Origin of the sequence: Micromonospora acroterricola, from assembly GCF_003172955.1 — a bacterium.
In the GTDB taxonomy this organism is placed as follows: domain Bacteria; phylum Actinomycetota; class Actinomycetes; order Mycobacteriales; family Micromonosporaceae; genus Micromonospora; species Micromonospora acroterricola.
Map to the genome: position 1 here is coordinate 1 of NZ_QGKR01000094.1, position 25,161 is coordinate 25,161.

General features: G+C 72.9%; 16 protein-coding genes, 1 rRNA gene and 1 pseudogene. 6 read left to right on the plus strand and 12 right to left on the minus strand.

The features are described 5' to 3' along the window. Positions 1-966, minus strand: a pseudogene (locus DKT68_RS02330) (DMT family transporter); the annotation flags it as partial. A gap of 141 nt (positions 967-1,107) precedes the next feature. On the opposite strand from DKT68_RS02330, the gene DKT68_RS02335 reads away from it, so the two are divergent. After that, positions 1,108-2,778 (plus strand): DUF885 domain-containing protein, encoded by a 1,671-nt coding sequence (locus tag DKT68_RS02335; protein WP_109815783.1) that lies wholly within the window; start codon positions 1,108-1,110, stop codon positions 2,776-2,778. A 70-nt stretch (positions 2,779-2,848) separates the two neighbouring features. Here DKT68_RS02335 and DKT68_RS02340 read toward each other — a convergent pair whose 3' ends face one another. The 6 genes from DKT68_RS02340 to DKT68_RS02365 all read right to left on the minus strand — a co-directional run bounded on the left by DKT68_RS02340 (position 2,849) and on the right by DKT68_RS02365 (position 13,541). Beyond that, positions 2,849-4,447: a DUF6114 domain-containing protein gene (locus DKT68_RS02340; RefSeq protein ID WP_109815784.1), complete on the minus strand. Its 1,599-nt coding sequence runs from the start codon at positions 4,445-4,447 to the stop codon at positions 2,849-2,851. A 74-nt stretch (positions 4,448-4,521) separates the two neighbouring features. After that, a complete protein-coding gene (locus tag DKT68_RS02345; RefSeq protein WP_109815794.1) occupies positions 4,522-5,136 on the minus strand; it encodes a DUF6230 family protein in 615 nt (204 codons plus the stop codon). A 404-nt stretch (positions 5,137-5,540) separates the two neighbouring features. Continuing rightward, on the minus strand, positions 5,541-6,707 hold the full coding sequence (locus DKT68_RS02350) for a DUF3068 domain-containing protein (RefSeq protein ID WP_109815785.1): 1,167 nt from the start codon (positions 6,705-6,707) through the stop codon (positions 5,541-5,543). A 68-nt stretch (positions 6,708-6,775) separates the two neighbouring features. Next, positions 6,776-7,600, minus strand: coding sequence for a class I SAM-dependent methyltransferase (locus tag DKT68_RS02355; protein WP_109815786.1), 825 nt, complete (start codon positions 7,598-7,600; stop codon positions 6,776-6,778). Next, on the minus strand, positions 7,597-11,877 hold the full coding sequence (locus DKT68_RS02360) for an alpha-(1->3)-arabinofuranosyltransferase (protein ID WP_236646680.1): 4,281 nt from the start codon (positions 11,875-11,877) through the stop codon (positions 7,597-7,599). The genes DKT68_RS02355 and DKT68_RS02360 overlap by 4 nt, the downstream gene beginning before the upstream one ends. Next, complete coding sequence (locus DKT68_RS02365; protein ID WP_161556607.1) at positions 11,874-13,541, minus strand: substrate-binding and VWA domain-containing protein; 1,668 nt, start codon at positions 13,539-13,541, stop codon at positions 11,874-11,876. Before DKT68_RS02365 ends, DKT68_RS02360 begins: the two co-directional genes overlap by 4 nt. 260 nt (positions 13,542-13,801) lie before the next feature. On the opposite strand from DKT68_RS02365, the gene DKT68_RS02370 reads away from it, so the two are divergent. Then, a complete protein-coding gene (locus DKT68_RS02370; protein ID WP_109815788.1) occupies positions 13,802-14,992 on the plus strand; it encodes a glycosyltransferase family 4 protein in 1,191 nt (396 codons plus the stop codon). 85 nt (positions 14,993-15,077) lie between these two features. Here DKT68_RS02370 and DKT68_RS31070 read toward each other — a convergent pair whose 3' ends face one another. Both DKT68_RS31070 and DKT68_RS02375 read right to left on the minus strand, forming a co-directional pair. Next, entirely contained in the window at positions 15,078-15,248 is a 171-nt protein-coding gene (locus DKT68_RS31070; protein ID WP_161556608.1) for a hypothetical protein, read from the minus strand. Further along, positions 15,245-16,963, minus strand: a complete 1,719-nt coding sequence (locus DKT68_RS02375) for a hypothetical protein (protein WP_109815789.1) — start codon at positions 16,961-16,963, stop codon at positions 15,245-15,247. The genes DKT68_RS31070 and DKT68_RS02375 overlap by 4 nt, the downstream gene beginning before the upstream one ends. 146 nt (positions 16,964-17,109) lie before the next feature. Here DKT68_RS02375 and DKT68_RS02380 point away from each other — a divergent pair, with 146 nt between their 5' ends. Further along, entirely contained in the window at positions 17,110-19,368 is a 2,259-nt protein-coding gene (locus DKT68_RS02380; RefSeq protein ID WP_109815790.1) for a hypothetical protein, read from the plus strand. Between the two features lie 7 nt (positions 19,369-19,375). Here DKT68_RS02380 and DKT68_RS02385 read toward each other — a convergent pair whose 3' ends face one another. Next, on the minus strand, positions 19,376-20,128 hold the full coding sequence (locus DKT68_RS02385) for an FkbM family methyltransferase (protein ID WP_201748867.1): 753 nt from the start codon (positions 20,126-20,128) through the stop codon (positions 19,376-19,378). Between the two features lie 168 nt (positions 20,129-20,296). Here DKT68_RS02385 and DKT68_RS02390 point away from each other — a divergent pair, with 168 nt between their 5' ends. Further along, positions 20,297-21,541: a polysaccharide biosynthesis protein gene (locus DKT68_RS02390; protein ID WP_201748868.1), complete on the plus strand. Its 1,245-nt coding sequence runs from the start codon at positions 20,297-20,299 to the stop codon at positions 21,539-21,541. 44 nt (positions 21,542-21,585) lie between these two features. On the opposite strand, the gene nudC is transcribed toward DKT68_RS02390, so the two are convergent. After that, positions 21,586-22,515: an NAD(+) diphosphatase gene (gene nudC / locus DKT68_RS02395; RefSeq protein ID WP_236646681.1), complete on the minus strand. Its 930-nt coding sequence runs from the start codon at positions 22,513-22,515 to the stop codon at positions 21,586-21,588. Between the two features lie 183 nt (positions 22,516-22,698). Here nudC and DKT68_RS02400 point away from each other — a divergent pair, with 183 nt between their 5' ends. Together DKT68_RS02400 and DKT68_RS02405 are read left to right on the plus strand one after the other, a co-directional pair. Continuing rightward, a complete protein-coding gene (locus DKT68_RS02400; protein ID WP_109815792.1) occupies positions 22,699-24,519 on the plus strand; it encodes a VanW family protein in 1,821 nt (606 codons plus the stop codon). A gap of 61 nt (positions 24,520-24,580) precedes the next feature. Then, a complete protein-coding gene (locus DKT68_RS02405; RefSeq protein WP_109815793.1) occupies positions 24,581-24,976 on the plus strand; it encodes a hypothetical protein in 396 nt (131 codons plus the stop codon). A 64-nt stretch (positions 24,977-25,040) separates the two neighbouring features. Here DKT68_RS02405 and rrf read toward each other — a convergent pair. Next, a 5S ribosomal RNA gene (gene rrf, locus DKT68_RS02410) occupies positions 25,041-25,157 on the minus strand. Between the last annotated feature and the right edge of the window lie 4 nt (positions 25,158-25,161).

Genomic DNA, 25,161 nt, shown 5'->3' on the forward strand with positions numbered 1-25,161 from the left:
GCCCGGCAGCGGGCGCGGCGCGTGCGCCGACGCCGACCACCGGCCTGGGCCGCCGCCTGCCGAACACGCCCTGCGAGACCGCGACCCCCAGCAGCACGATCAGCGCGCCGACCGGCTGGTGCCAGTTGAGCCGCTCGTCGAGCGCCACGGCCCCGATCAGCACCGCGAAGATCGGGATCAGGTAGGTGACGGTGGAGGCGGTGCTGGCACCGGCCACCCGGATGTTGCGCATGTTGATCACGAAGGCGAGCCCGGTGCCGAGCGCGCCGAGGGTCAGCACACTGGCCACCACCTTCGGCGACAACTCGGTGGGCAGCGGCGGCGCGCCGGCGACGAACGGGGTGACGATGGCCAGTTGACCGGTGGCGAGCAGCAACTGCGCCGCGGAGAGCGACAGCCCGGAGTGCGCGCTGCCGGCGACGAAGCGCTTCTGGTACGGGATGGCGACGCCGTAGCAGGCGGCCGCGCCGAAGCACATCAACTGCCCGGTGAAGTGCGCGCCTCCGATGCCCTCCCAGACCCCGAGCACCACGAGCACGCCGAGGAAGCCCAGCCCAAGCCCGACCGCGCGGCGCACGGTCAACCGCTCGGTGCGGAACACCAGCACCGCCAGCGGCAGCACGATCAGCGGCGTGGTGGCGTTCCAGATGCCGGCAGCATCGACTCGACCCGCTGCTCGCCGTAGCCGAAGAGCGTGAACGGCACGGCCACGCCGAAAGCCGCGACGACGAAGAGATGCGCCCAGACCCGGGGCTCGCCGGGCAGCCGGTCGCGCAGCACCGCCAGCACCACCAGCAGCGTCAGCGCGCCGGCGAGGACCCGGTAGAGGGTGAGCTGGACCGGGTGCAGCTCGGCCACCCCGACCTTGATGAACAGGAAGCTGGAACCCCAGATCGCGGCGAGGGCGACAAAGCCCGGCAGCCAGGCGCGCAGGGGAGCCTTGTCAGGAGTGATGTCCGTGGTCACCCCTGACACTCTGCCCGAGCCGTACGACGAAGTCGCGCGACTTTCGGACACCGTCTCCCGCCACAACGGTGGGCCGAGCTGCTGGCTGAACACGACAAACGCCGTCGACATCAGGGCAGGGTGGTCACGTAGGGTCGCAGCGTGGGACGAATTGATGAACTCGCCAACCGCTACGTGGCCGAGTGGGCGCCGTTGAGCCCCACCGGCGCCACCTACGTCGGCATCGCCGGCCATGACGACCAGCTCGACGACCTCTCGCCGGAGGGTTACCGGGCGCGCGCCGACCTGACCCGCCGGACGCTCTCCGAACTCGAGGTGACCGAGCCGGGCACCGAGGCGGAACGGACCGCCAGGGAGGCCATGCAGGAACGGCTCGGCCTCGACCTCGCCCGGTACGAGGCCGGCGAGGCCACCAGCGAGGTCAACGTGATCGCCAGCGGGCTGCACGACATCCGCATGGTGTTCGACCTGATGCCGACCGCGACGGCCGACGAGCAGGCGAACATCGCGGCCCGGCTCAACGGCTTCGCCGGCGCGCTGGAGGGCTACAAGACCACGCTGCGCGAGGCGCTCGCCGCCGGCCAGGTCAGCTCGAAGGTGCAGCTAATCGAGGTGGCCAAGCAGTGCGACACCTGGGTCGACCCGACCGGCGACAACTTCTTCCACGGGCTGGTCGAGCGGCTGGGCGCGGACGGCACGCTCGGCGCGGAGCTGCGCCGGGGCGCGGCGGCGGCCACCGCGGCGACGGCCGAGTTCGGCCAGTTCCTGCGCAGCGAGCTGGCCCCACACGGGCGGGAGAAGCAGGCCGCCGGCCGGGAACGGTACGAGCTGGCCTCGCAGTACTTCCTCGGCGCGAAGGTCGACCTGGACGAGACGTACGCGTGGGGCTTCGCGGAGCTGGCCCGCCTGGAGGCGGAGATGCGGGTCGTCGCCGGGCGCATCGCCGGTCCCGGCGCGAGCGTCGACGACGCCGTACGGGCGCTGGACGCCGACCCGGCGCGGACCATCCAGGGCAAGGAGGCGTTCCGCGACTGGATGCAGGCGCTCGCCGACAAGGCGATCAGCGAGCTGCACGGCACCCACTTCGACATCCCGGAGCAGGTCCGCCGGATCGAGTGCTGCCTCGCCCCGACCAGCGACGGCGCCATCTACTACACCGGGCCGAGCGAGGACTTCTCCCGCCCCGGTCGGATGTGGTGGGCGGTGCCGCAGGGCATCACGGACTTCTCCACCTGGCGGGAGGTGACCACCGTCTACCACGAGGGCGTGCCGGGTCACCACCTTCAGGTGGCGCAGACCGCCGTGCGCGCCGATCTGCTCAACCGCTGGCAGCGGCTGCTCTGCTGGGTCTCCGGGCACGGCGAGGGCTGGGCGCTCTACTCGGAGCGGCTGATGGACGAGCTGGGCTACCTGGAGGACCCGGGCGACAAGCTGGGGATGCTCGACGGCCAGGCGATGCGCGCGGCCCGGGTGATCGTCGACATCGGCATGCACCTGGAGCTGGAGATCCCGAAGGACAACCCCTTCGGCTTCCACCCGGGCGAGCGGTGGACGCCGGAGCTGGGCTGGGAGTTCATGCGGGCGCACTGCCGGGTGCCGGACGAGAACCTGCGCTTCGAGCTCAACCGCTACCTGGGCTGGCCGGGGCAGGCGCCCTCGTACAAGGTCGGTGAGCGGATCTGGCTCCAGGCCCGCGAGGACGCCAAGGCGCGCAAGGGCGCGGACTTCGACCTGCGGGAGTTCCACCGGCAGGCGTTGGACCTGGGTGCGCTGGGCCTCGACCCGCTGCGCAAGGCGCTGGCCCGGCTCTGAGCCGGTCACGGCTGCGGGCGCCGGCGGTACGACCGCGCCGGCGCCCGGGCCGTGGTGACGGGTGTGCCGCTCAGCCGAGGGTCAGAGCCAGTGCTGGCCGGGCGGTCAGCGTGTCACTGGTGACGAACGCCAGGTCGATGTCCGGGTCGGTGAACGTGATCGGGATGGGCGAGGTGACCGGGAGGCCGTCCGGCAGCGGCAGATCCGGGGTCAGCGTGATCTTGATGCCGAGCAGCCGGCCGACGAACCGTGTGGAGTAGAAGGCCACGTCCCCGCGGACGGTCAGCCGGTCGGTCGCGTACCGCTGGGTGCGCCCCTGCGGGCCGTCCGCGACCAACAGGAAGTCGTCGGTCACCGCCTCGCGCATGCTGAACTTCAGCACCTTGAGGTGACCCTTCTCGGTCTGCAGTTCGGTGGTCCCGTCGAACCGCAGCCCGGTCATGGTGACCTTGGAGCCGGTGAGCTTGGACGGCATCTGCGCCACCCTGGGCAGGGTCGGGTCGGCGGCGATGCGCGGCAGCGGCTTGCCCGGCTCCACGGTGCCCGGCTCGGCGGGGCGGGTCGGGGTTGGCGACGGGCAGGCGGTCGGCCCGGGGCGGGTCACCGGTGGCCGGGTCGGTGTGGCGGTCGGCTTCGCCGACGGTGTGCCGGTCGGGCCCGCCGACGGCGTCGCGGTGTCCGCGCGGCGTCCACCGGTGAGCAGATCGCCGATCCCGTCCAGGATGTCGCTGATCAGGTTGCCGTCCGAGTCGCGCTCCGGCGCCGGGCTCGGGCTGGCCGTCGGCGTCGCGGTGGGCGCGCTGCGGCTGGGCGACGGAGTGACGGCCCGGGACGGGGTGGGGCAGGCCGACGCGGTGGGCCGGGCCGACGCGGCCTGCACGGGCCGCGGCTGGGTGGCGAGGCCGGCGGCGGCGACGCCGAGCACCACCAGGACGATCGCGAAGGTACGCGGATCAGCGGAGCGGCCCGGCTGCTCGGGCGGCCCGTCCGGTTGGGGCGTCTCGACCGTGGGGTCATCCACCCGCGCGTGGTCGCCGCCGGTCCGCTCCGCGTCGACCCGCTCGACGTCGGCGCGATCCTGCTCCGCGTCGACCCGCTCGGCGTCGGCTCGATCCTGCTCCGCGTCGGCCCGCTCAGCGTCGGCTCGATCCTGCTCCGCGTCGGCCCGCTCGGCGTCGGTGCCGTCGGCTGGATCCTGCTCGATGCCGGTCCGGTCCGCATCGGCCCGATCCGCATCGGTCTGCTCGGGGTCGAGCTGTTCCGCGTCCGGCGGCGCGGGTCGGGTCGGCGCCCAGGCGAAGGCGAGCGCGCTGCCGACCATGCCGAGCAGCAGGCCGACGAAGAAGCCGCCGAGGTTGAGCCCGATCAGCGAGTAGACCGTGGTGACCGCCGCGACGACCGAGTAGAACAGCCGCTGCGCCGGGCTGAGCCAGAGCAGCAGGCCGCAGGTCACCAGGATGACCGGGATCAGCAGCGAGAGCAGACCGGTGGCTCCGCTGTGGAAGCTCAATCCGTTGATCGTCACCCGCGTGGAGGCGAACATCTCCACCCCGGCCAGGGCGGTGAACAGGCCGCCCCAGAACGGCCGGCTGCGCTGCCAGCGGCGGAAACTCCGCCACGCCTGAGCCAGACCGCCGGGTCGGGCGTGGGACGGGTTGGCGGTTGTCACGTACTCCTCCTGGCGCAGCGGGGGCGGGAACAGGAACGGGCCCGCGGTGGTCGGCCACCGCGGGCCGGCTCACCTCAGAAGCACTCCTTGCCCTTGGCGTCGTCACCCACGTTGACCTTCAACCGGAGCCCGACCAGGTTGAAGGTGGCCGCGGTGGTGTACCGGGACACCTGCTGGAGGTTGGTGATGGTGACGTGGTCGGAGTTCTGGCCGAACGAACCCTTCTGTGCCGTCGGGTTCAGGTCGGTCGCGTCCCGGCCGATCTTGATGTTGGTGAACGTCGCGTTGCCGTTCAGCGAGTCCATGGCGATCAGCAGGTCCTTGGCCCGGGCGGGTTCCTTGCCCTCACCGGCGTTGATGGTGAGCACCACCGGCAGGCCGGGCAGGTCGGCGCGGACGGACTGGCAGAGGCTGTACAGCTCGGCGCTGCTGATCTCGGAGAGGGCGATCGGGTGGACCTTGCCGTCCTTGCCCTTCTCGCGGACGATGCCGCCGTACTGCGTGAAGCCGTCGCCCTCGAGGCGCTCGGCGCCGATCTTGAAGGTCTGCCCGGACACGGTGATGTCGGAGGCGATGGCGCCGCTCGACATCCCGAACAGGATGGCGCCGACGGCGGCCGTGGTGGGCACGATCATGGCGGCGAACCGCCGCCACCGGGTACGACCCTGATTCTCGATCCGATCCTGCACGGGTTCCTCCTCGGGCGGATGCTCGCGGGTGGCCGGTCCCGGACTGGCGGCCCGCTCCGGGCCCATCATCTGTTACCGGCGGGTAACGATCGAGCCTGATCGTGCACCCGTTACGGTGCGCCTCACAACCCCCTGATTACCCGGCGGTAACAGAGAGGTGAACCGAGGGGCAGAACGACGTCACCGACCGTCAGCGACGGTGCGCCGGACGAATCCTTTAAATGCTCCTAGATCAGGCAGGAACGCCCGTCTCGGTGACGGAGCGTGGCCGAGCCATTGACGGATTACAATCAGGTCACGAATGTAAAGCTCCCAGCTCACGGAGCACTCGGCGGCACCGACAGAACGAGGGGCGAACCGCCGTGGCGGTCCGCCCCTCGTTCCGGGTCAGCGATCCTGACGCGTCAGCGCTTCTCCGCCTCGTCCGCGTCCGGCGCCGACCGCTGCGTCGGCACGGTCGAGTCGTCGGACTTCCAGTTGGTCGACGCGGGCGGGATCTCGTCGGTCAACGGGCCACCCGGGCGGTCCTCGTCCCGCACCGCCGGCTGGTCCACCCGCGTCGGCGTCGGGTCGGCCGCCGGGGGCAGGTCGGCCCGGTGCCGGGCCTCGGCCACCGGCGCGGCCGCTCCCCGCCGGGCCAGCAGCAGGCCGCCGGCGATCAGCAGCAGACCCAGCAGGGCCAGTCCGATCGGGGCGTACACCCCGAGGAGGGTGAGCTGCCCGCGGCTCTCCTTGGCCCGCTCCACCGACGACGCGACGGTCTCGTCGTTGTACGAGAAGTCCGCGTTCAGCAGGACGGCCGGCGCGCCGACGTCCGGCACCAGGTTCTTGCGCTGCACCTCCCGCACCTTCAGATACGACCCGGTCACCGGGTCGACCCACACCGTGCGGGTGTTGCTGTAGACGACCTTGCCCGTGGTGGCACCCGGGGCAAGGCTGCCGAGCAGGAGCTTCACCCGCTCCGCGTCGAGATTCAGTGCCTGGTCGGTGATGACCTGCTCGAAGCGGTAGGCCTCGATGCCCTCGACGTTCTCGGTGCCGGTGAACTTGGCCGGGGTGTCGGCCCGCAGGTCACGGTCGAAGATCTTGTAGTCCTTCTTCTCCGTGCCGAACGGGAACTTGTAGACCTGTTCGGTGAACTGGATCCGCTGCCGCTCACCAGTGTCGTCCAGCCACTGGCCGTCCCAGTTCAGGGCGGCGCCCGAGACCCGGTCCAACGCCAACTCGGCGCCGTAGGCGTTGATCAGCTCCTTGGTGTCCGTCCGGTCCACCGTCTGCCCGACCGTCCACACCACGGCCTTACCGTCAAGGTCACCGGAGAGCTTCCCGGTCAGATCGCGGTTCGGCGATACAAGGACGGTCGACCTCAGGTCGGCCTGGTTGATCGCGATGGTTCCATTGGTGATCTGCAGGAACGTCGCGCCCTTGGCCTCCGCCACCGATGTGGCAGGCTTGAGGTCGTAGGGCAGCTTGGTCACCGCGGGTTTGACGACGAACACCAGTCCGGCGGCCAGCGCCAGGAGCAGTACGCCGCCGCCGAACAGCACGGCACCTATGGCGCGGTGCTTCATGTTTCCTCCCTGGAGGAGCTAATTTCGCCGCTATCGATCAGTGATGTGGCCGCGAGGTTACTACCTGGTCACATAGCAACGCGACCCCCGGTCAGCTCTGTTTTTCGCGCCGCGCCGCCCGGTTCGTCGCCGACCCGGCGCAGGACGAGCAGGAAGTTCCAGGCGGCGATCTCCCGTACGCCGGGCACCCTGATCACCCAACGGCCCCACCACGGGTGGTAGCGCGGCAGCGCCTCCAGCACCTCGACGTCGCCGTTGCCACGCGCCCAGCGCAGGACGTCCGAGATGGACAGCGGGAAGAGCGTCTCGCGATACCGGTTCTTCGGCGACCGGCCCATCTTCCGCTGGTAACGCCGGCGAGCTCGGTCACCACCGAGGTAGTGCCAGGGTGCCGTCTCATGCCCACCCCACGGCGACAGCCACGGGGTGAACGACACGAAGAGCACGCCACCCGGTCGGGTGACCCGGACCATCTCGTCCAACATCCGGTTCGGTTCGGAGACGTGTTCCAGCACGTTGGACGAGAAGGCGACATCCACGACAGCCGACTGGACGGGCAGCGCGGTGCCGCTGCCCCGCACCATGCCGGCGACGGACTCGCCGGCGGCCGAGAAGTCCCCCACGTCGGGGTCCAGCCCCACATAGCGTGCTCCGGCCGCGCGGAAGGCAGACGCGAAGTATCCGGGCCCACCACCGACGTCGAGCACGGTCCGCCCGGCGAGCGCGCTGTAGCCGCCAACCTGTCGTACGGAGTCGTCGGCGAGCAGCCCGTAGAAGTGGTCCGGGTCGGTCTGCTCGACCAGGAAGCCGCGGAAGAGCCGCACCGACCTGGCCAGGCTGGCAAACCGTCGGCGGGCCGAAGGCCCGCCCGCCACGTCCCACACTCCGCTCATCGCGGCACCGTCCCGTCCTCGTCCTCGTCGTTCTCCGGGGCGGGCGGCGACCCGTCGACGGCCACCGCGAGCGCCGAGGTGGGGGTGCCGGGCGCCGGCACCACCGCGGCCACCACCGCACCGACGGCGACCAGCATCGCCCCCTGCACCCACGGGCCGTACGCCCACTCCTGTCCGTGGCCCTGCACCCGGCCGGCCACGGCGGTCAGCGTGGCGACCGCCAGCCCACCGAACACCACCACCGGCAGGGCCCGCCGAGCGAACTGGCGCAGCAGCATCGCGGCAAGCACGATCGCCACCGGCAGCACGCCGCCCAGCACCGCCAGCAGCAGCACCAGCAGCCCGCCGATGAACCACGGCGGCCCCTCCACCGGGGCTGACGCCCTCCGACGGCGCACCGGCCAGCAGGCCAGCACGAGCACGCTGAGCGCGGTCAACGCGCCGACGACCAACCCACCCCGGTAGGTCCGGTCGGGCGCGAAGACCAGCCGAATCTCACCGGCGGCGCCCTCGGGCACCACCCACGCCTGCTGCCAACCGTCGACCCGCGTGGTGGCCAGCCGACGGTCGTTCACCATCGCCGTCCAGCCCGCGTTCGCGTTCTCCGGCACGACCAACAGCGCCTCGCCGCCGGCGCCGATCCCGATTCGGCGATCGGTCGGGTTCCAGTCCCGCACCGTCACCTCCCGATGCCGAGGCGCGGCGACCGCGGTCACCGGACGCACCGCGGCGTCCTGCACGACAAAGCCGGCCGACGGCGAGGTGAGCAGGCGGTGCCCCCCGGCCGGCAGCTCGATGACATCGCCCGTCCCACCGCACACGGTGACCGGCATCGACCGGCCAGCCAGCGTGTCGGCCAGGGTGCCGGTGACCGCCGTGTCGTAGCGGACGCCGTTCAGCTCGACCCGGGGCCCGCTGCCGCAGGGCACGGCCACCGACGCGTCGCCGGGCAGCGGCCGGAGCAGGTTGGCCAGCGCGGGGATCTCCACCTCGGCGATCCCGGCGGTGGCGCTCCAGCCGTTGCCTCGCCGGTCGGCCACCCGATCAGCACTCTGCCGCACCACGATGTCGATCCGGTCGGTGCGGACGGCGGGGAAGCGGACCGTACCGTCGGCATCGACCGGCGCCACCTGGCTGCGCCCCGGCGTACGGACCTCGACCTGCTGGGGCAACGCGCCGACCGGCAGGTCCGCCGCTCGCAGCCGCAGCTCGGCAATGCGCCGCTGACCCGACCAGCTCAGCCGCAGTGTGGGCTGCAGATCACCGACGTCGGCCAGCCAGGCCGTGTCCGGATCGCCGTCGACCGCCGCGTACGCCGCCACCGTCGGGTCGCCCGCCAGATGGGAGGAGGCGCTCGCCGCCACCCCGGCGCCGACCGGTTGCAGGTCGCCGCCCGGCCGCGCCACCGCGGTCAACGTCAGTCGGTACGTACCCGGTTTGGGGTTGCGGAACAGCCGGTCGATGCCGAGCGGCTCCTCGCCCACGCGGGCCAGGAACCGGTCGCAGCGGATCACGGTGCCCGCCGCGTCGGCCGGCGGCAGTGCGTCCGATCTGGCGTTTCCCGCGGCGGTGGGGAAGCACGCCCGGCGGTCGCTCGGCCCGCGGCTGAACGACCAGGCGACCGGGCCGGTGCCGGCCGCCGGCAGGTCCGTCGGCACCCGCAGCGCGCGTCGCGGCGTGGTGTCCGGAATCCTGAGGTCCCGGATACCGACTCCCCCGTCGGTACGGCCGTCGGCCACGGCCAACACGGTGATCCGCACCCGGCTGGTGGATCCGGGCAACGTGTAGTACGAGTGGGCGCCGAGGGTCCGGGCCACTTCGTGTTCCACCGAGCCCCGATCGGTCGTCACCCGGAACCGGGTCACCGGCCACCCCACCCCCAGGTCGTCGACGAAGGCGAGCGACACCTGCCCGACAGGTCGCGGGGTGTCCAGGTCGACCTCCAGCCACTGTCCCACCGGCCCGGCCAGCGCCGCGCTGTGCCAGGCCGTGGCGTAGTCGCCGTCCACCGCCGCGAACGGCAGGTGGGAGGGGTCGGCGGGGGTGAGGTTGTCGGTGAAGCTGGTGGCGGTGGACGCGCTGACCTCGCGGACGCCCTGGTAGGTGGCGACGGTCTGGTGCCGCTTGCCGGCGAACGGAAGCAGGTCCAGGGCAACGCGTCCCTGCCTGCCGGCCTCCGTCGCGGTCAACGTCTGGCTGAGGTTGTCGCGCACCCGGCCGATGTCGCGCTCCCGCCGGCGAAGCCCGTCGGTGACGATCCACCGCTCGCCCTCGGGCGCGGCGCGGTCGCCGGCGAGCACCACCGGCCGGTCCCGCTCCACCAGCCCCTGTTCGAGCAGGGGCAGCAACGACTCCGGGCCACCGCTCACCGTGGGCACGTCGGCGGTGAGTACGGCGTTGGCCGCCGGAACCGGACGCTGCACCTCGTACACCTCGATGGAGGGCAGCGGGCCCGCGTCATCGTCCACCGGGCTGCCCGGCGTGCTGGCGGAGCCGGTGGTGCCGAAGGCCGCCACCCGCGCGATACCGGGCGAGTCGGTCAGCGCGCGGCGCAGCACCGCGACCGGCGGTGCGTCCACCTGGGTGCGGTCGATGTCGTTGCGCAGCAGCAGATGCCGGAAGCCGGACCGGGCGAGGAAGTCGGCCAACCCGGCCGAGCCCTGGCCACGGGACAGGACGCTCTCGACGGTGTCCATCATCCGGGTGTTGCCGGCGGAGCCGAGCGGGATCTGGTGCCGTACTGCCCAGGGCGCGCCGGCCAGGGCCTGGAGCGGTTCGTCCACCGTCCGACCCCACTCGTACTGGCCGAAGCCGGACCCGGGCACCATCAGCGTGCGGGCCAGCGCGTCCCGGTCGGCCAGCCAGGTCGCGGCCGCCCGCCAGTGCGGCGGCAGGTCGGACCAGCCGGGGCCGGGCCGCAGCTGACCGAGCCAGGCCGGCGCGGCGGCGGCGAGGACCAGCAGCAACACGGGGACGAAGGCCAGCGGCCGAAGCCGTACGCCGGGGCGGCGGCGGGCGATGGCGGTGTGCAGTCGGGTGGCCGCCGCGTCCACTCCGTGGGCGAACCCGAGCATCAGCGGTAGCCGCAGCACCGGGTCCAGCTTGTGCACGTTGCGGAACGGCGCGAGCGGACCGTCCAACAGGTCTCGCACCTGCGCGGAGAGCGGACTGTCCAGGCTGCCGACGTAACCCACGGTGAGCAGGGTGAGCCCGGCCAGGAAGCCGAGCACCAGGAAACGTCGTTCGGGCAGCAGGTTGCCGGCCAGCCCGGCCAGCCCCACCAGCGCCACCACCGCGGTGAGCGTCATCAGCACCGGGTTGTCGATCAGCAGCCAGCCGGCCGGCCACCACGGGTCGCCCTGCACGATGTAGGCGACCCACTGGTTCGTCCCGCGCACCCCCTGGAACAGCGAGGCCACCGCGGTGGTCGTCGTGGACGACTCGATGTAGTCGAGGAACGGCAGACTGTACTCGCCGAGCAGCAGCAGCGGCACGATCCACCAGAGGCAGACCCCGATGACGCAGAGGCACCACCACCCGACCAGCCGCAGGTGGTCTCTGTTCCAGCGCCGGGTCAGCAACCACACCCCGGGCAGCACCAGGGCGAGCAGCACCACCGCCGCGTTGATCCCGCCCATCCCGAGCACGGCCAACGCGGAGAGCGCGGCCGCACGCCGCGGCGAGCCGATCCGGTCGACCCGGACCAACGGCAGCAGCACCCAGGGCAGCAGCGCCGCGGAGAGCGTCTCCGAGGAGAGCGCGCCGATCTCGGTGAGCATCCGGGGCGCCAGAGCGTAGCCGAGCGCGGCCGCGTACCGGGTCGGCTCCGTGCCGACGGCCAGCGCCCGGGCCAGCCGGAGCAACCCGTAGAACGCCGCCACGAGCAGCAGCGCGGACCAGAGCCGCTGCGTGATCCAGGGCGGTACGCCCAGCAGTTGACCGCCGGCGAAGAACGATCCCATCGGGAAGAGGTAGCCGTACGCCTGGTTCTGCAGCTCGCCGGAGGTCGCCTCGGGGTTCCACAGGTGCAGCGCCCGGGCCAGGAAGTGCAGCGGGTTCGCGGCCAGGTCCAGTTTGGTGTCGAAGGTGACCTGGCCAGGCCGCTGACCGACCGCGATCGCGGTGAGCAGCAGCACCGAGAGGACGGTGCCGGCTGACGCACGGACCCGGCGGACGAGCCGCCGGGGCGCGGTGGACAGCCTTCCGGCGTCGACCCGGCCCTCTCCGGTGGTCGCGCCGGAGCCGGCGGTCCCGCTGAGGCGGTCGGGGCCGGTCACCGTCGGCACTCCGGCGGCAGGCAGCTCAGGTCGGCGAGCGCGGAGAAGAAGATCTGCCGGATGCCGCTCGGCTGCTCTGTGCGGAACACCTGACCACCGCTGGCCTTCGCGATGGCGTTCAGCTCGTCCGGGTCGACGTCCTTGCCGAGCCCGATGAAGACGATCGGCAGTGGCCGTGCCGGATCCTGGAGATCGGCGAGCTCGGCGAGGAACCTGGCCCGCCCGATGCTCTCCGTGTCCTCGTTGCGGCCGTCCGTCATGACCAGCACCAGGTTGATCCGCCCGGGGGTCCAGTGCCGCCGCGCGTCGCGGTAGGCGGCGAGCGTCGCGTCGTAGAGGCCGGTGCCGCCACCTGGCTTGACCCGCACCGAGGCGAGCCGTTCGGCCAGCCGGGCACGTTGCCGACCCAGCGGGGCCACCGGCAGGATCTCCTGGTAGTCCCGGTCGCCATCGACCTTCGTGGAGAAGACCCAGATCCCCAGTTCGCTGTTGTCCAGGAGCAGGCCGGCGCCCTCCCGCGCCGCCCGCACCGTGGCGTCCAACCGGTTACCGCCGGTGCCGGGCACCCGGGCGGCCATGGAGCCGGAGATGTCGAGCACGGTGAGGATGCGAGCACTGCGCTGCACGCCGCTCCATCCGGTGAGCAGTTCGGTCACCGTCTCCTCGCCGGGCAACGCCGCGGGTGCCCGCTCCTCGGGGCGCAGCCTGCCGTCGCCGGGCATAGCCGGCGGGAAGCCCCCCGCGGTGCGGAAGCCGTACGAGGTGACGATGTCGCGGGCCTGCGCACTGAGCAGATCGGGGAGGAACCCGGCGGCGGCGTCCCGCGTGGGCCCGGTCGCGGCGGGCAGCACCACGTACGGCAGATCCAGCGACGGGACGGCGACCTCCGGGTACGCGGCCACCAGCTTGGCCCGTTCCGCGAGCGCGTTGTGTCCGAGTACCGCCTGCTCGCTGGTCACCGCCGCGTCGACCCTGCCGGGCAGATCAGCCCCGGCCGGCAGCGCCCCGGCGCCGTCGGGGCCGAACGTGCGGCCGGCCAGCCGGCGCAGCACCGCCGCCACCGCGGCCGCCGGCTCCCGTTCACCGGCCGCGAGCGCGCGGACGCCCAGCAGGGCACCCACCCCGGCCGGATCGGCGGCCGGGTCCGGCACACCGACCGTGACCCCGCGCGCCTTCGGCCCGACCAGCGACGCCCAGGCCAGCGGCTTTGCCGGCCAGCCGAGCCGGCGGGCGGCGGGATCGGTCACGGCGAGCACCACCGGAGTGCTGGCCACCGACGTGCCCTGCGCGGGCACCTCGAACGCACCGGCGGCGCGGGCCCGGCGCAGCCAGAACGTGGACTCGGGCAGCCACGCGTCGGCCACGTCCGCCCCATTGGCCAGTTCACCGGCCACCCCGCCCGAATCCCGGGCCTCGACGACGACCGAGACGCACGGCTGGTGACCGACGCTGGCCCGAGCGATCCGGTCCAGAGCCGGCGCGATCACTGGAGCCGCCACCACCCGGAGACGGACCCGCTCGGCGCACTGCGGTACGCCCCGGTCCGCGCGCACATAGGCCACCGCCGCCCAGCCGGCCAGCAGCAGCACGAGTGCGGCACTCAGCAACACCACCGGTGACCGCCGGGAGAGGTACCGCACCGGCGCGGATCCTGTGCGCAGCACGCGGCCAGTCACCTCCTCGTCGTGGACCGTAGGCCCGCCCGGCCGCAGGTCACCGTCGCGCCGGGGACGTCGGCGCCGCCCGGACGCCGGCCACCGCACGCGGTTGCGGTGCACACCCTGCCAAGGTTTCACGCCGCCGGCAAACCCCCGGTCGACGAGTTGTCGGCCGACCGCCGTTGCCTGTCCGACCCATTGCGTACGCGCCCCCGGCCGCCCTAGGGTGGCGCGATCGTGCTCACTTACTCGTCGGTAGGAGCAGCGTGGACGACTCCGGCACCCCCGCACGACATGTCCTGTTCCTGAACTGGCGCGATACCACCAACCCCGAGGGTGGCGGTTCGGAGGTCTACATCGAGCGGATCGCCGCCGAGCTGGTAGCGGTGGGTCACCGGGTGACCATGCTCTGTGCCGCGCACGAGAACGGACGCCCGGAGGACCACACCCCGGAGGGCGTACGGGTGCTGCGCCGCGGTTCCCGGCACACCGTGTACGCCCGGGCGGCGCTGACCTGCCTCGCCGGCCGGTTCAACCTGGGCCCGCTCGGTCGGCGCGGTCTCGGCCGACCGGACCTGGTGGTCGACGTCTGCAACGGGGTGCCGTTCTTCGCGCCGCTCTACGCCGGCCGACCGGTCGTGGCGCTGGTGCACCACGTGCACCGCGAGCAGTGGCCGGTGGTCTTCGGCCCATGGATGGCCCGGCTGGGGTGGTGGATCGAGTCCTGGTTGGCGGTCCGCCTGTACCGCCGCTGCCGCTACGTGACCGTCTCCCAGGCCAGCCGGACGGAGCTGGCGGAGCTCGGCGTGGCCGCCGACCGGATCGCGGTGGTGCCGAACGGCACGCCCCCGGTGACCGGCCCGCCGCTCCCTCGGACGACCCACCCGTCTCTGCTGGTGCTCGGCCGGTTGGTCCCGCACAAGCGGGTGGAGATCGCCCTACGCGCCGTCGCCGAACTGGTTCACGAGCTTCCCGACCTGGAGCTGGTGGTGGCCGGCCAGGGCTGGTGGGAGCAGCCGCTGCGGGAGCTGTGCGACGAGCTGGGCATTTCCGAGCACGTTCGGTTCACCGGCTTCATCAGCGAGAACGAGAAGCACGAGGTGCTCTCTTCAGCGTGGCTGGCGCTCACCCCCTCGTTGAAGGAGGGTTGGGGCCTCACCATCGTGGAGGCCGCCGCGCGGAGCACCCCGACGGTGGCGTTCCGCTACGCGGGCGGTGTCGCCGAGGCGATGGTCGACACCGAGACGGGACTGCTGGTCGACGACGAGCGGGAGTTCACCGACCGGGTTCGCGAGCTGCTCGCGGACGACGTGCGGCGCAAGGCGATGGGTGAGGCGGCGCTGCTGCACGCCTCCCGGTTCACCTGGACCGCGACGGGGGCGCGCTTTGCCCAGCTCCTCGACGAGGTGGCCACCGCGCCGGCCCGTGCCACGGACAGGGCTGCCGCCCTCTCCTGAACCGTCCGGCGAAAGCCGCCCCGAGCTGGTCTCGGGCCGGACACGACGAACCGGGGCACCCACGGGTGCCCCGGTTCGACTGATATCAGCGCGTGCCGTAGAGCGTCGATCCGGTGCCTTGCTCGCCACTGACCGGGCTGGTCTTGGCGGCCTCCTGGGCGGACGGGCTGAGCAGGTTCGACAGACCGACACTGCCCAGCAGGCCCAGCACGACCCCGAGTACCCCGACGGCGACGAACGCGGGCAGGTTCCTCATCCACCTTCTCCTTCCGCGGGACTCGCGTGCCGGGACGCTACCACGCGGTAGCGTGCACGCGCAGCGCCCGAAAAACCGATGCCGAGCACCACCATTCCGGCCAGCAGGTGGGCGAGGCCGACCACCCCGGGCCGGGTCGGCGCCACCGGCGGCACCCAGGCCGGGTTCTCGTAGAGGGTCAGCTCCGGTCCTTCGTGGACCACGAGCAGGCCGGCCAGCGACGCCGGCGGCACGGGCGGGCCGGCGGCACGCTGCACCAGCACCCACCGCGGGCCTGCCGCCGCCAGCGGCGCACCGCCCGCCAGCAACTCCCGCACGCGGCCCGCCGCAGGATCTTCGCCGGCCACGGCCGTTGGGCCGACCCACAACGTGTCGTTGATCAGCACCGGGGCGGCGAGGTGGCGGGGTGCCGGATCGATCACCACCCGACCGTCGTTCCAGGCGTGGCGTTGGTACTCCTGGAACGGCAGGGAGATCACCTCGCCGGGCCGCGCGGCGACCAGACCGGCGACCACCGTCCAGTCGGCGGGCCAGTCCACCGGCCGCAGCCGCCCGGCCACGCCCACTGCGAGGTCCGGCAGGACCGCCACCGGCAGCAGGACCGCGCCGACGAGCAGCACCCGCCCGGTGGCCGGGTCGAACCGTGCCGTCAACCGGTCGGCGAGCCGTTCCGCGCCAACCGCCACGGCCACCGCGAGCGCCAACGCGTACGGGATGAGTAGTTTCTGGCCGTCCCGCACCAGCCCGGCCCCCGGCACCACGCGAATCAGCCACCCGAGAAGGTCGACTCCGCCGGGCAGCGCCCCGAGCGCCGCCGCCAGCCAGGAGCCGGCGGCCAGCAGACACAGCCGCGCGGCGACCGTCGCGGGCCACCGCCGGCGCAGCAGCGGAACGCCGCACACGGCGACGGCCAGCAACGCGGCGGTGATCAGGGGCACGAGGACCACGCCACGGGAGGCCGGGGTGGTCTGCGCGTTCCAGATGCCGCCGGTCCCGGCCAGCGCCCCGAGTGGCCCCGCCCAGTTCTCCGCCCGAGCAGAGAACGCGACGACCCCGGCCGGGTCGGAGCGACCAGTGCCGGCACTGGCGAATCCGGCCACCAGCCACGGCGCGTTGAGCAGCACGATCAGCCCCAGCGCGGACGCCGCCGTCCGGGCCGCCGCGGCGTACCGTCCGGGCAGCAGCACCGCCGTCGCGACCAGCGCGATCACCCCGCCGGTGGGCGTGATCGCGGACGCGGCCGCGGCGAGCAGCAGCCGGGGCAGCGCGCCGGGTCGGCCGGTCCGGACCCCGATCACCGCCCGGGCCAACCAGGGCAGCGCGGCGTACGCGACGAGCAGCCCCCACTGCCCGATCAGCAGCCGCTCGGCGAGGTAGGGCGTCCACGCGTACGCGAGCGCGGCGACCGCCCGCACCGCCACCCTGTCGGTCGGCACCAGCCGGGCGGCGCCCAACGCGGCGAGGTAGAGGATCGCCACCAGTACCAAACGCTGCAGCAGCCAACCGGGCACAAGCTGGCTGGCCAGCGCCACCACCGCGTCCTGTGGGACCGCCCGGGGCAGGGCGGAGGCGGGAGCGATCGTGTCCCAGGTCAGCGGCTGCCGTGGCACGAAGACCATGTCGTAGCGAAGCACGTACCCGGGCAGCGCCAGCGGAGCGAGCACCACCGCCGTCACGGCTGCGGCCACGCCGTGCGGCACCAGCCGTTCGCGCATCCGTCGACCTCACACACCTGCCGGGCGCGGTCCCGGCCCGCGCTGGTGGCGGACACTGTACGCGGGCCGGCCGGTGCCCCGGAGCGGTGCGAACCAGCCGTTGACCTGATGGGGTCATCGGGCGGGGTTGTGGCAGTCTTCCCGCCATGGCATTGACGGGACCCGAGCCGGTTGGCGCGCGGAACGAGGCCGAACGGGCCGGCGGCTGGCTGGGCGCCAACCCGCTGCGGACGGTCGCGATCGCGATGATCGTGTTCAGCGTGTTCTGGCGGGGCCAGCTCGCCGCCCGCGGTTACCTCGCGGCCGACGACTACGTGCTGATCACCCAGGCCTTCGAGTCGGACCTCACCCTGGCTCACCTGCTCACCCTGTACAACAATCACTTCATGCCGGCGGGCCGGCTGCTGATCTGGCTGGTCACCCACGCCTTCGGGATCACCTACTGGCCGTACGTGCTGCTGATGACGGCTGGCCAGGCGCTGCTGGGCGTCGCCTTCTACCGGCTGCTGCGCTCGCTGCTCCGGCCGGGTTGGCTGCTGCTCGTCCCCCTCGCGATGCTGCTGTTCAGCCCGCTGACCCTCGAGGCGACCTCCTGGTGGGCGGTCGGCGTGAACATGCTGCCGATGCAGCTGGCGATGGTGCTCGCGCTCGGCGCGCAGCTCAAGTACGTACGAACGGGCCGGAAGCGGCACCTCGTGTCGTTGCTCCTCGCCGTCCTGCTCGGCCTTCTCTTCTTCGAGAAGGCGCTGCTGGTCGTTCCGCTGGTCTTCCTCTTCACCGCCTGCCTCTTCGTCGACGGCGGGCCGGTGCGCACCGTGCTGACCGCCGTCCGCCGGTACTGGCCTTCCTGGTTGGTACTGACCGCCGTCTCGCTGGGCTTCCTCGGGTCCTACCTTGTTCGGTCCGAGTCCTCGCTCCGCCGTCCGGAGTCTCCCGGTGAGGTGCTGTCGTTCCTCCAACAGATGCTCGGGTCCACCCTGGCGCCGGGGTTGCTCGGCGGCCCGTGGCGGTGGCTCGGCGCCGGCGACGGCGCACCGGTCGTCGCGCCGCCCGAGTTGGCCCGCTGGGTGGCCTGGACGGTCTTCGCGGCCCTGATCCTGGTCACCGTCCGGCTGCACCGCCGGGCCGGACGCGCCTGGATACTGCTCGGCGGCTACCTGGTGCTGGTTTCCGCGCTGCTGGCAACCACCCGGCTCGGCTCCGTCTTCAGCGCCGTGGCCGGTGGCGTGCCCCGGTACGTCAGCGACGTGGTCGTGGTCGCTGCCCTCTGTGTCGGTGTCGCCCTCCTCGGGCTGGCCCAGCCGGGTCGGGTGCCACTGGCCGCGGCCGAGCCCCGGCCGAACGAGCCAGCCACGCCGCTTCCGCCGGCACCGTCGGAGCCAGAAGCAGAACGGGAGCCGGACGGGCCGCCGGTGGCCGTTCAGCCGACGCCGGTCCCCGCGTCCGCGTTCCGGATGGGCGTCATCCATGCCGAGGCGCCCTCCGATCCGGATCCGACGCCGACCGCCCCGGCCGAGCCGCCGCAGTCCGATCCGACGTCGGGTTCTACCGGAGCCGACGCCGGCGCGGCGACCCCGCCCACCGGCCCCGACGCGCCGGTGCCGTCCGGACCGACCCGGTCCGCCCCGGAGACCGCGGACACGCCGACTCCCGTGGCACCCGGGCCAGGTTCACAGCCCACCGGGGCCGCTCCTGCCGGCGTGGATCCAGAACAGGGGCGACCGGACCTGCTGGCGGCGCTCCCGGCCCGCTACCGCGAACTGGTCAGCGCCGGGCTCGCCCTGCTGCTCCTGGCCGCCGGCCTCGGCACCGCCTGGACCACCTCCCGGTACAGCGACGAGTGGGCCGGCAAGTACGGCCGGTCCTACCTGGACACCGTGCGTATCGAGCTGGCCAGCGCCCCGCCCGGGACCGTCTTCTTCGACCAGACCGTGCCACCGAGCGTGGTGCCCGCCCTCTCGTCGCCGTACAACCTGCAGTCCCGGTTCTTCGCGGCCGCCGGCTTCCGGCCCGTCTTCGTGAAGGAGGCGGAGACTCCGTCGGTGCTGGACGCCTCAGGCCACGTCCACGCCGCGGAGATCACCGGAAGCACCATCAAGCCGGGCCCGCAGGAGGGCTGCGGCTACCTGGTGCCGGCCGGGCAGCCCGTCCGTATGCCGCTGAACGAGCCCCGTGACGACTGGTACTGGGTGGCGCGCGTCGGTTACCTGAGCTCCACCACCGGCACGGCCACCCTGCGCCTCGGCAGCGGGGAGCGGACGTTCACCGTGAAGCAGGGGCTCAACCAGTGGTTCTTCGACATCGTCGGTGGCGGGGACGCCGTGGAGCTGACCCTGCACGCAGCCGAGGGCGCCCTGTGCACCAACGAGATCGCCATCGGGAATCCAGCACCGAAGCAACCGTGAGGCCGGACTACTCGGGGCGGAAGAGCACCGAGTTGACGTACCGCGGCCGGGGCCAGAGCACCCGCCGTGCGAAGCTCTGCCCGACGCGGACGATCGCACGACGCTGGTGCCCACCGAGATCGAAGTCGGCCAGCGGCACCCAACTGGGACCCGGCAGCACGTACCCGCGATAGCCCCAGGCGGTGAGCAACTCCAGCAGGGGTTCGACCGGCTGGATCCTCTCCTCAACCTCGACCAGCAGCACGGGCCGGTCCCGGCGGACCGTCTCGGCGGCGCCGCGCAGCGCCGGCAGTTCGTGCCCCTCGATGTCGATCTTCATGAAGCGCACGTCGGTCAGGCCCAGTAAATCGAGCGTGACCCGCCGGACGGAGACCGGCGTGCCCTGGTCCACCTGTTCGAGGGAGGAGGTGCCGACGATCGCCCCGCCCTCGGGCAGGAAGAGGGACGCGGTTCCGGTGTGGTCCGAGACGGCCGCCTCGACCACCCGCACGTCGGAGAAGGCGGCCCGCAACTGTCGGGCCAGCGGCGGGGTCGGCTCCACCGCGACCACCCGATCAGCGATCCGGCGCAGCCGCCCCGTCCACGGGCCGTACCAGGCGCCCACGTCGACGGCGGTGCCGCCGCGCGGTACGAACTCGGCCAACCGGGCCAGCTCCGGCTCCACCCGCGGATAGACCAGTCGGATCGCGTCCGCCAGGAACCGTTCGGGGAGCCTGGCCGCGAGCCCGGAAGTCGCTGCGGGAGACATCGTCGACGCCATGAGGCAGCACACTAAACCCTCCCGGTCACCGGGGGCAGGGGTCGTGGGTGCGGGGCTGACGGTCCGGTTGGTGGACCGGTACCGTTCCCGGGTCGGGCCAGGTGCCCGGACGATCCGGCCGCGACACCTACGGTCCGCGCCGGACGGCGGCGCAGCGACCGGGGCGGCATGACGCAGACCAGGGGCACGGACACCGGTGGGCGGCGACTCGGCGCCGCCGGCGCTGCCGTCATGCTCGCCACCACGCTGACCAATGCGCTCGCCTATGCGGTCCCCGTGCTCGGCGCCCGGCAACTCACCGCCGCCGACCTGGGCGCGCTCGCCACCGCCTTGGCACTCGCCGCCATCGCCGCGGTGCCCGGCTTCGGCCTCCAGATAGCGATCGCCGCGCACCGGGCACGACATGGCACCACCAACACCACCCGGCTCGCCCTGCTCACCGCCACGTTCACCACCGGTCTGACCGCGGCGGCGGCGCCGCTGCTCGCCCCGGCGCTCCGCCTGTCGCTCGCCCTCACCCTGCTGCTCGCGGCGAGTACCTTCGCCACCGTGCTCGCTGGCCGGTGGCTCGGCGAACTGCAGGGTGACCAGCGCTTCCTTCGGCTGTCCGGCGCGATGACCGTGCTCGCCGCCGGCCGGTACGGGGGCCTGGTCGTCGGGTTGCTGCTGAACCGCGGCCCGGTGGGTTGCCTGCTGCTCGGCACGCTCACCGGATTCCTGGTGCTGCCGCTGCTGGCCCGGATCGCGTCGCCGGCGCGGGCCACACCGCTGGCACACGTGCTGGCCGGGCCGGTGGCCGAGCGGCCGACATCGGCAGGTGGCCCGGACCGTCTGCTCACCGGCCCACAGGTGATGACGGCGTGCGCCGCCACCCTGGCGATGCTCGTCATCTCGTACGCCGATCTGCTCCTCGCCCGCCAACTCCTACCGGCCACCGGCTCCGGCGGTTACGCGGTCGGTTCGGTGCTCACCAAGGGGGCGCTCTGGGCGCCGCAGGTGGTGACCCTCCTGGTGCTGCCGCGCCTCGCCCTGGGCGACCGGCGGGCGCGAGCGGTCGCGCTGGGGCTCATCCTGGCCTGCGGCGCGGTGCTGGTGGCCGCCTCCGCGGTCGCCGGCGAGCTGGCCTTCCGGCTGGTGGGCGGCGCGGACTACCTGCACCTGGCCGGCGAGGCCCCGCTCTTCGCCGCCACCGGCGCGCTCTACGCCGTGGTGTTCATGCTGGTGAACGACAGGGTGGCGACCGGTGCGAGGTGGCCGTCCGCGCCGCTGTGGGTGGCCACCGCCGGCCTGGTCGCGGCGGCGCTGCTGGTCGCGCCGCGCACGGTCGAGGGCGTGCTCAGCTGCGCGCTGGTCACCGCCGCTCTGACCGCAGCCGTGCTGAGCTGGCTGGCCTTCCGTCCCACCCGCGGCTGACCCGGCTCCACCCTCCGGCGGCGTGCCGTGAAGGAGCGAGCGGGTCAGTCGCCGCCGGCCAGCCAGTCGCCGAGCAACTGGTGGTCGATCGAGTCGACCCGACCGAGCGGACGACCCGAGGCGACCCGCTCCCGCAGCTCAGCCCGGGTGAACCAGCGCGCCTCCAGCAGCTCCACGCCGTCCACCCGCACCTCGTCCGAGCCGGCCGTGGCGCGGAAGCCCACCATCAGCCCGGCCGGGAACGGCCACGCCTGCGACCCCTGGTAGGCCAGGCCGGTCACGGTGATCCCGGCCTCCTCGGCCATCTCCCGCCGGACCGCGTCCTCCAGGCTCTCGCCCACCTCGACGAAGCCCGCGAGAGTCGAGTACGCGTCCTCGCGCGCACCCGCGTGCCGGGCCAGCAGGCAGCGCTCCGGCACGCCCGGTTCGTCGGGCGCCACCACCAGGACGATGATCGCCGGCTCGATCCGGGGGAAGAGCAGCCGCCCACACTCCCCGCCGGTGCAGGTGCGGACGTGTCCACCGCCGTCGGAGACAGCCGCGGCGCCGCACGTGCCGCAGTACCGCTGCTGCCGGTGCCAGTGCAGCACCCCCCGGGCGTACGCCTGGACGGCCGCGTCGCTGGCGTCGAGCCGACCCACCAACGCCCGTACGTCGACGGCCCGCGCCGCGCCTGCCATCTCCACGGCGGACTGCTCGGGGAGCGCGGAAAGGTCCACGGCGAACACGGCCGTGTCCCCGTCGAGCCCCAGGAAGACGGTCGCGTCGGCGGCGGACCGGACGAGCGACGCCCGGTCCGCGGTCAACCGGACGGGGCCGTCCCCGTCGACGAGACAGCGGTCCCGCCAGAGCGGCAGCACCACGCTCGTCGGATCGGCAAGCATGGCGTCCAGTCGGGCCGGATCGGCGCGCAGCGCCCCCGCCCGGTCCAACCACCCGCCGCCGTACGCCAACACCCGCTCCGCAGTGGTCACAGCGCCACCGTGCCACGTCGGCGGTCCCGCGCGGGCACCGACCCCGCCCCGGCGCGACACGCCGGAGACGACACGCGATACCCGCGCAGGTGGGCGCAGCCCACGAGGACGGCAGGGCATTCGTTACCGTAGGGATCCTCCGGGAGGGGGGACCTCCCGCGGCACCTGGCGATCGAGGTTCCAGTGACGCTGTACGGCGAAAAGAGTCCACCCGCCGACGACCGGCCCACGGTGCAGGTCACCGCGGTCACCTGGCCCGACGACGGCTCGGAGCCGGCCACGGCAGCCCCCTCGGGCGAGCCGGAGAGCGGCCCGAGCCGGCCGCGCCGGGTACGGATGCTGCTCGCCGCCGGCATCACCGGCGGTGTGCTCGCGGCCGTGGCGGGCGCCGGCGCCTGGGCGTACGCCGGGGACGTCCCCCGGGGCACCAGCGTGCTCGGCGCCGAGTTGGGCGGCCGGAGCCGCACGGACGCTCACCGGGAGCTGCGGGCGGAGCTGGACCGCCGGGCGGCGGCCCTCACCGCGCCGGTGCGGGTCACCGTCGGGGAGCGCACCGCCGAGATCAACCCGGCCGATGTGGGGTTGGGCGTCGACGTGGCAGCCACCGTGGCGGCCGCCACGGCAGCCGAAGCGCACCCGGTCAGCCGGCTGGTCGGCTCCCGCACCGTCGACCCGGTGGTCACCGTCGACGTTGCCCAGCTGGACGCCGCGCTCCGCAAGGTGCTCGGCAACCAGGTTCGCGGGATGACGATGCCGGCGATCACCTATCAGGGCACCACCCCGAAGGTCGTCCAGCCCAAGCCGGGGCTGGCGTTCGACCCGCAGCGCTCCGCCGAGGCGGTTCGCGCCGGCTGGTTGGCCGGCACCCCGGTCACCGTGCCGCTCGTGGAGAGCCAGCCGGCGACCACCGCGGAGGAGGTGGACCGTCTCGTCGCCGAGCTGGCGAAGCCGGCGGTCGCCGCACCCGTCACCCTGCGTACCGACCGGGGCTCGCTGACGGTCCCACCCGCCGCCATCGCGAAGAGCCTGCGGTTCACGGCCGACAAGGCCGGTCAGCTCACCCCGACGGTGGACGTCAAGCGCCTGCGCTCGGCGCTCGGCGACGACCTGGACTCCATCGAGGTGCCGCCGAAGGACGCGACGATGACCATCTCCGGTGGCCGACCGAAGGTCACCGAGGGGAGGCCCGGACAACAGCTGGACTCGGCCGCCCTGGGCCGTGACCTGCTGGCCGTGCTGCCGAAGTCCGACGGCCGCGAGGTGAGCGGCGAGTTGAAGCCGACGCCGCCCGCGCTGACCGCGGAGAAGCTGGCCGGTCTGGGCATCAAGGAGCGGGTCTCCACCTTCACCACCCGCTTCACCGGAGGCATGGCCTCCTCGCGCAGCCAGAACATCGCCACCATCGCCAAGGAGGTCGACGGCACCGTCGTGCTGCCGGGGAAGACGTTCTCGCTGAACGGCCACACCGGCGAGCGCGGCTACGCGCAGGGCTACCGCGACGCGCCGGTGATCCTGGACGGCAAGCTGGTGCCCGGCGTCGGTGGCGGCACCTCGCAGTTCACCACCACACTCTTCAACGCCACCTACTACGCCGGCCTGGAGGATGTCGAGCACAAGCCGCACTCGTACTGGTTCGACCGGTACCCGGCGGTCATCGAGTCGACCATCTTCTGGCCGAACCTGGACTTCAAGTTCCGCAACAACACCAAGTACGGCCTGCTCATCGACACCTCGTACACGTCGAGCACGATCACCGTGTCGATCTGGAGCACGAAGATCTACGACAGCGTCAAGACGGAGTACGGGCCGCGCCGCAACATCACCACGCCGAAGCTCATCCACCTCGAACCCGGCCCGACGTGCATTCCGAGCAACGGCATCAACGGCTTCACCCAGGACGCCTTCCGGGTCATCAAGAAGGACGGCGCGGTGGTCAAGCGGGAGAAGTTCACCTGGCGCTACGACGCCGAGCCCCGCTACGTCTGCGGCCCGAAGCCGTCCTGAGCCTCGCCAGGGTCCTGCGCAGTGGACCGACCTCCGGGCGCCTGACCAGTAGCCTGGCGCCATGCCGGCCTCCGGGGATCAGGACGCGCTCGTGCTCGGCGCTTTGGAGTGTTACCAGCGCGCGGTCACTCGGGTGGCGGAGGACTTCGCCCGCCGGGGTGCCCTCGTACAGCCCCTAGACGTGGACCTGGACATCCTCGACGCTCTGATCGTGCGTTACCGCACGCGAGGGGAGGCGAGGGAGAGCTGGTTGGGCAGCCTGCCGGTGACCAGCGACCTGGAGCGGGCCGTCGCCGAACTCGCGGACATGCTGCAGGAGGAGGAGTTCGACGAGGGCGACATCAGCTGGCCCGGTTGCACGGCCGGCGACACCCATCCCCCTACCGCGGCCGTGGTGGACGGCGTCGCCTGCTGGCAGTGCCCGCGCAGCCGGGCCGTCCTCTCCCGGATCCTATAGCGATCTCCGGATACGGAAATGCGTCAGGGCCACCCCCTGATGGGGGTGGCCCTGACGAAAGATTGTCCGGCGGCGTCCTACTCTCCCACACCCTCACGAGTGCAGTACCATCGGCGCTGGAGGGCTTAGCTTCCGGGTTCGGAATGTGACCGGGCGTTTCCCCTCCGCCATGACCGCCGTAACTC

Bases quoted from the DNA above. Each gene is read 5' to 3' on its own strand.
- DKT68_RS02375 (WP_109815789.1), bottom strand. From the start codon at position 16,963: ATGCGCGAACGGCTGGTGCCGCACGGCGTGGCCGCAGCCGTGACGGCG.
- DKT68_RS31070 (WP_161556608.1), bottom strand. From the start codon at position 15,248: ATGAGGAACCTGCCCGCGTTCGTCGCCGTCGGGGTACTCGGGGTCGTG.
- DKT68_RS02405 (WP_109815793.1), top strand. From the start codon at position 24,581: ATGCCGGCCTCCGGGGATCAGGACGCGCTCGTGCTCGGCGCTTTGGAG.
- DKT68_RS02350 (WP_109815785.1), bottom strand. From the start codon at position 6,707: ATGAAGCACCGCGCCATAGGTGCCGTGCTGTTCGGCGGCGGCGTACTG.
- DKT68_RS02355 (WP_109815786.1), bottom strand. From the start codon at position 7,600: ATGAGCGGAGTGTGGGACGTGGCGGGCGGGCCTTCGGCCCGCCGACGG.
- DKT68_RS02390 (WP_201748868.1), top strand. From the start codon at position 20,297: ATGACGCAGACCAGGGGCACGGACACCGGTGGGCGGCGACTCGGCGCC.
- DKT68_RS02380 (WP_109815790.1), top strand. From the start codon at position 17,110: ATGGCATTGACGGGACCCGAGCCGGTTGGCGCGCGGAACGAGGCCGAA.
- DKT68_RS02385 (WP_201748867.1), bottom strand. From the start codon at position 20,128: ATGGCGTCGACGATGTCTCCCGCAGCGACTTCCGGGCTCGCGGCCAGG.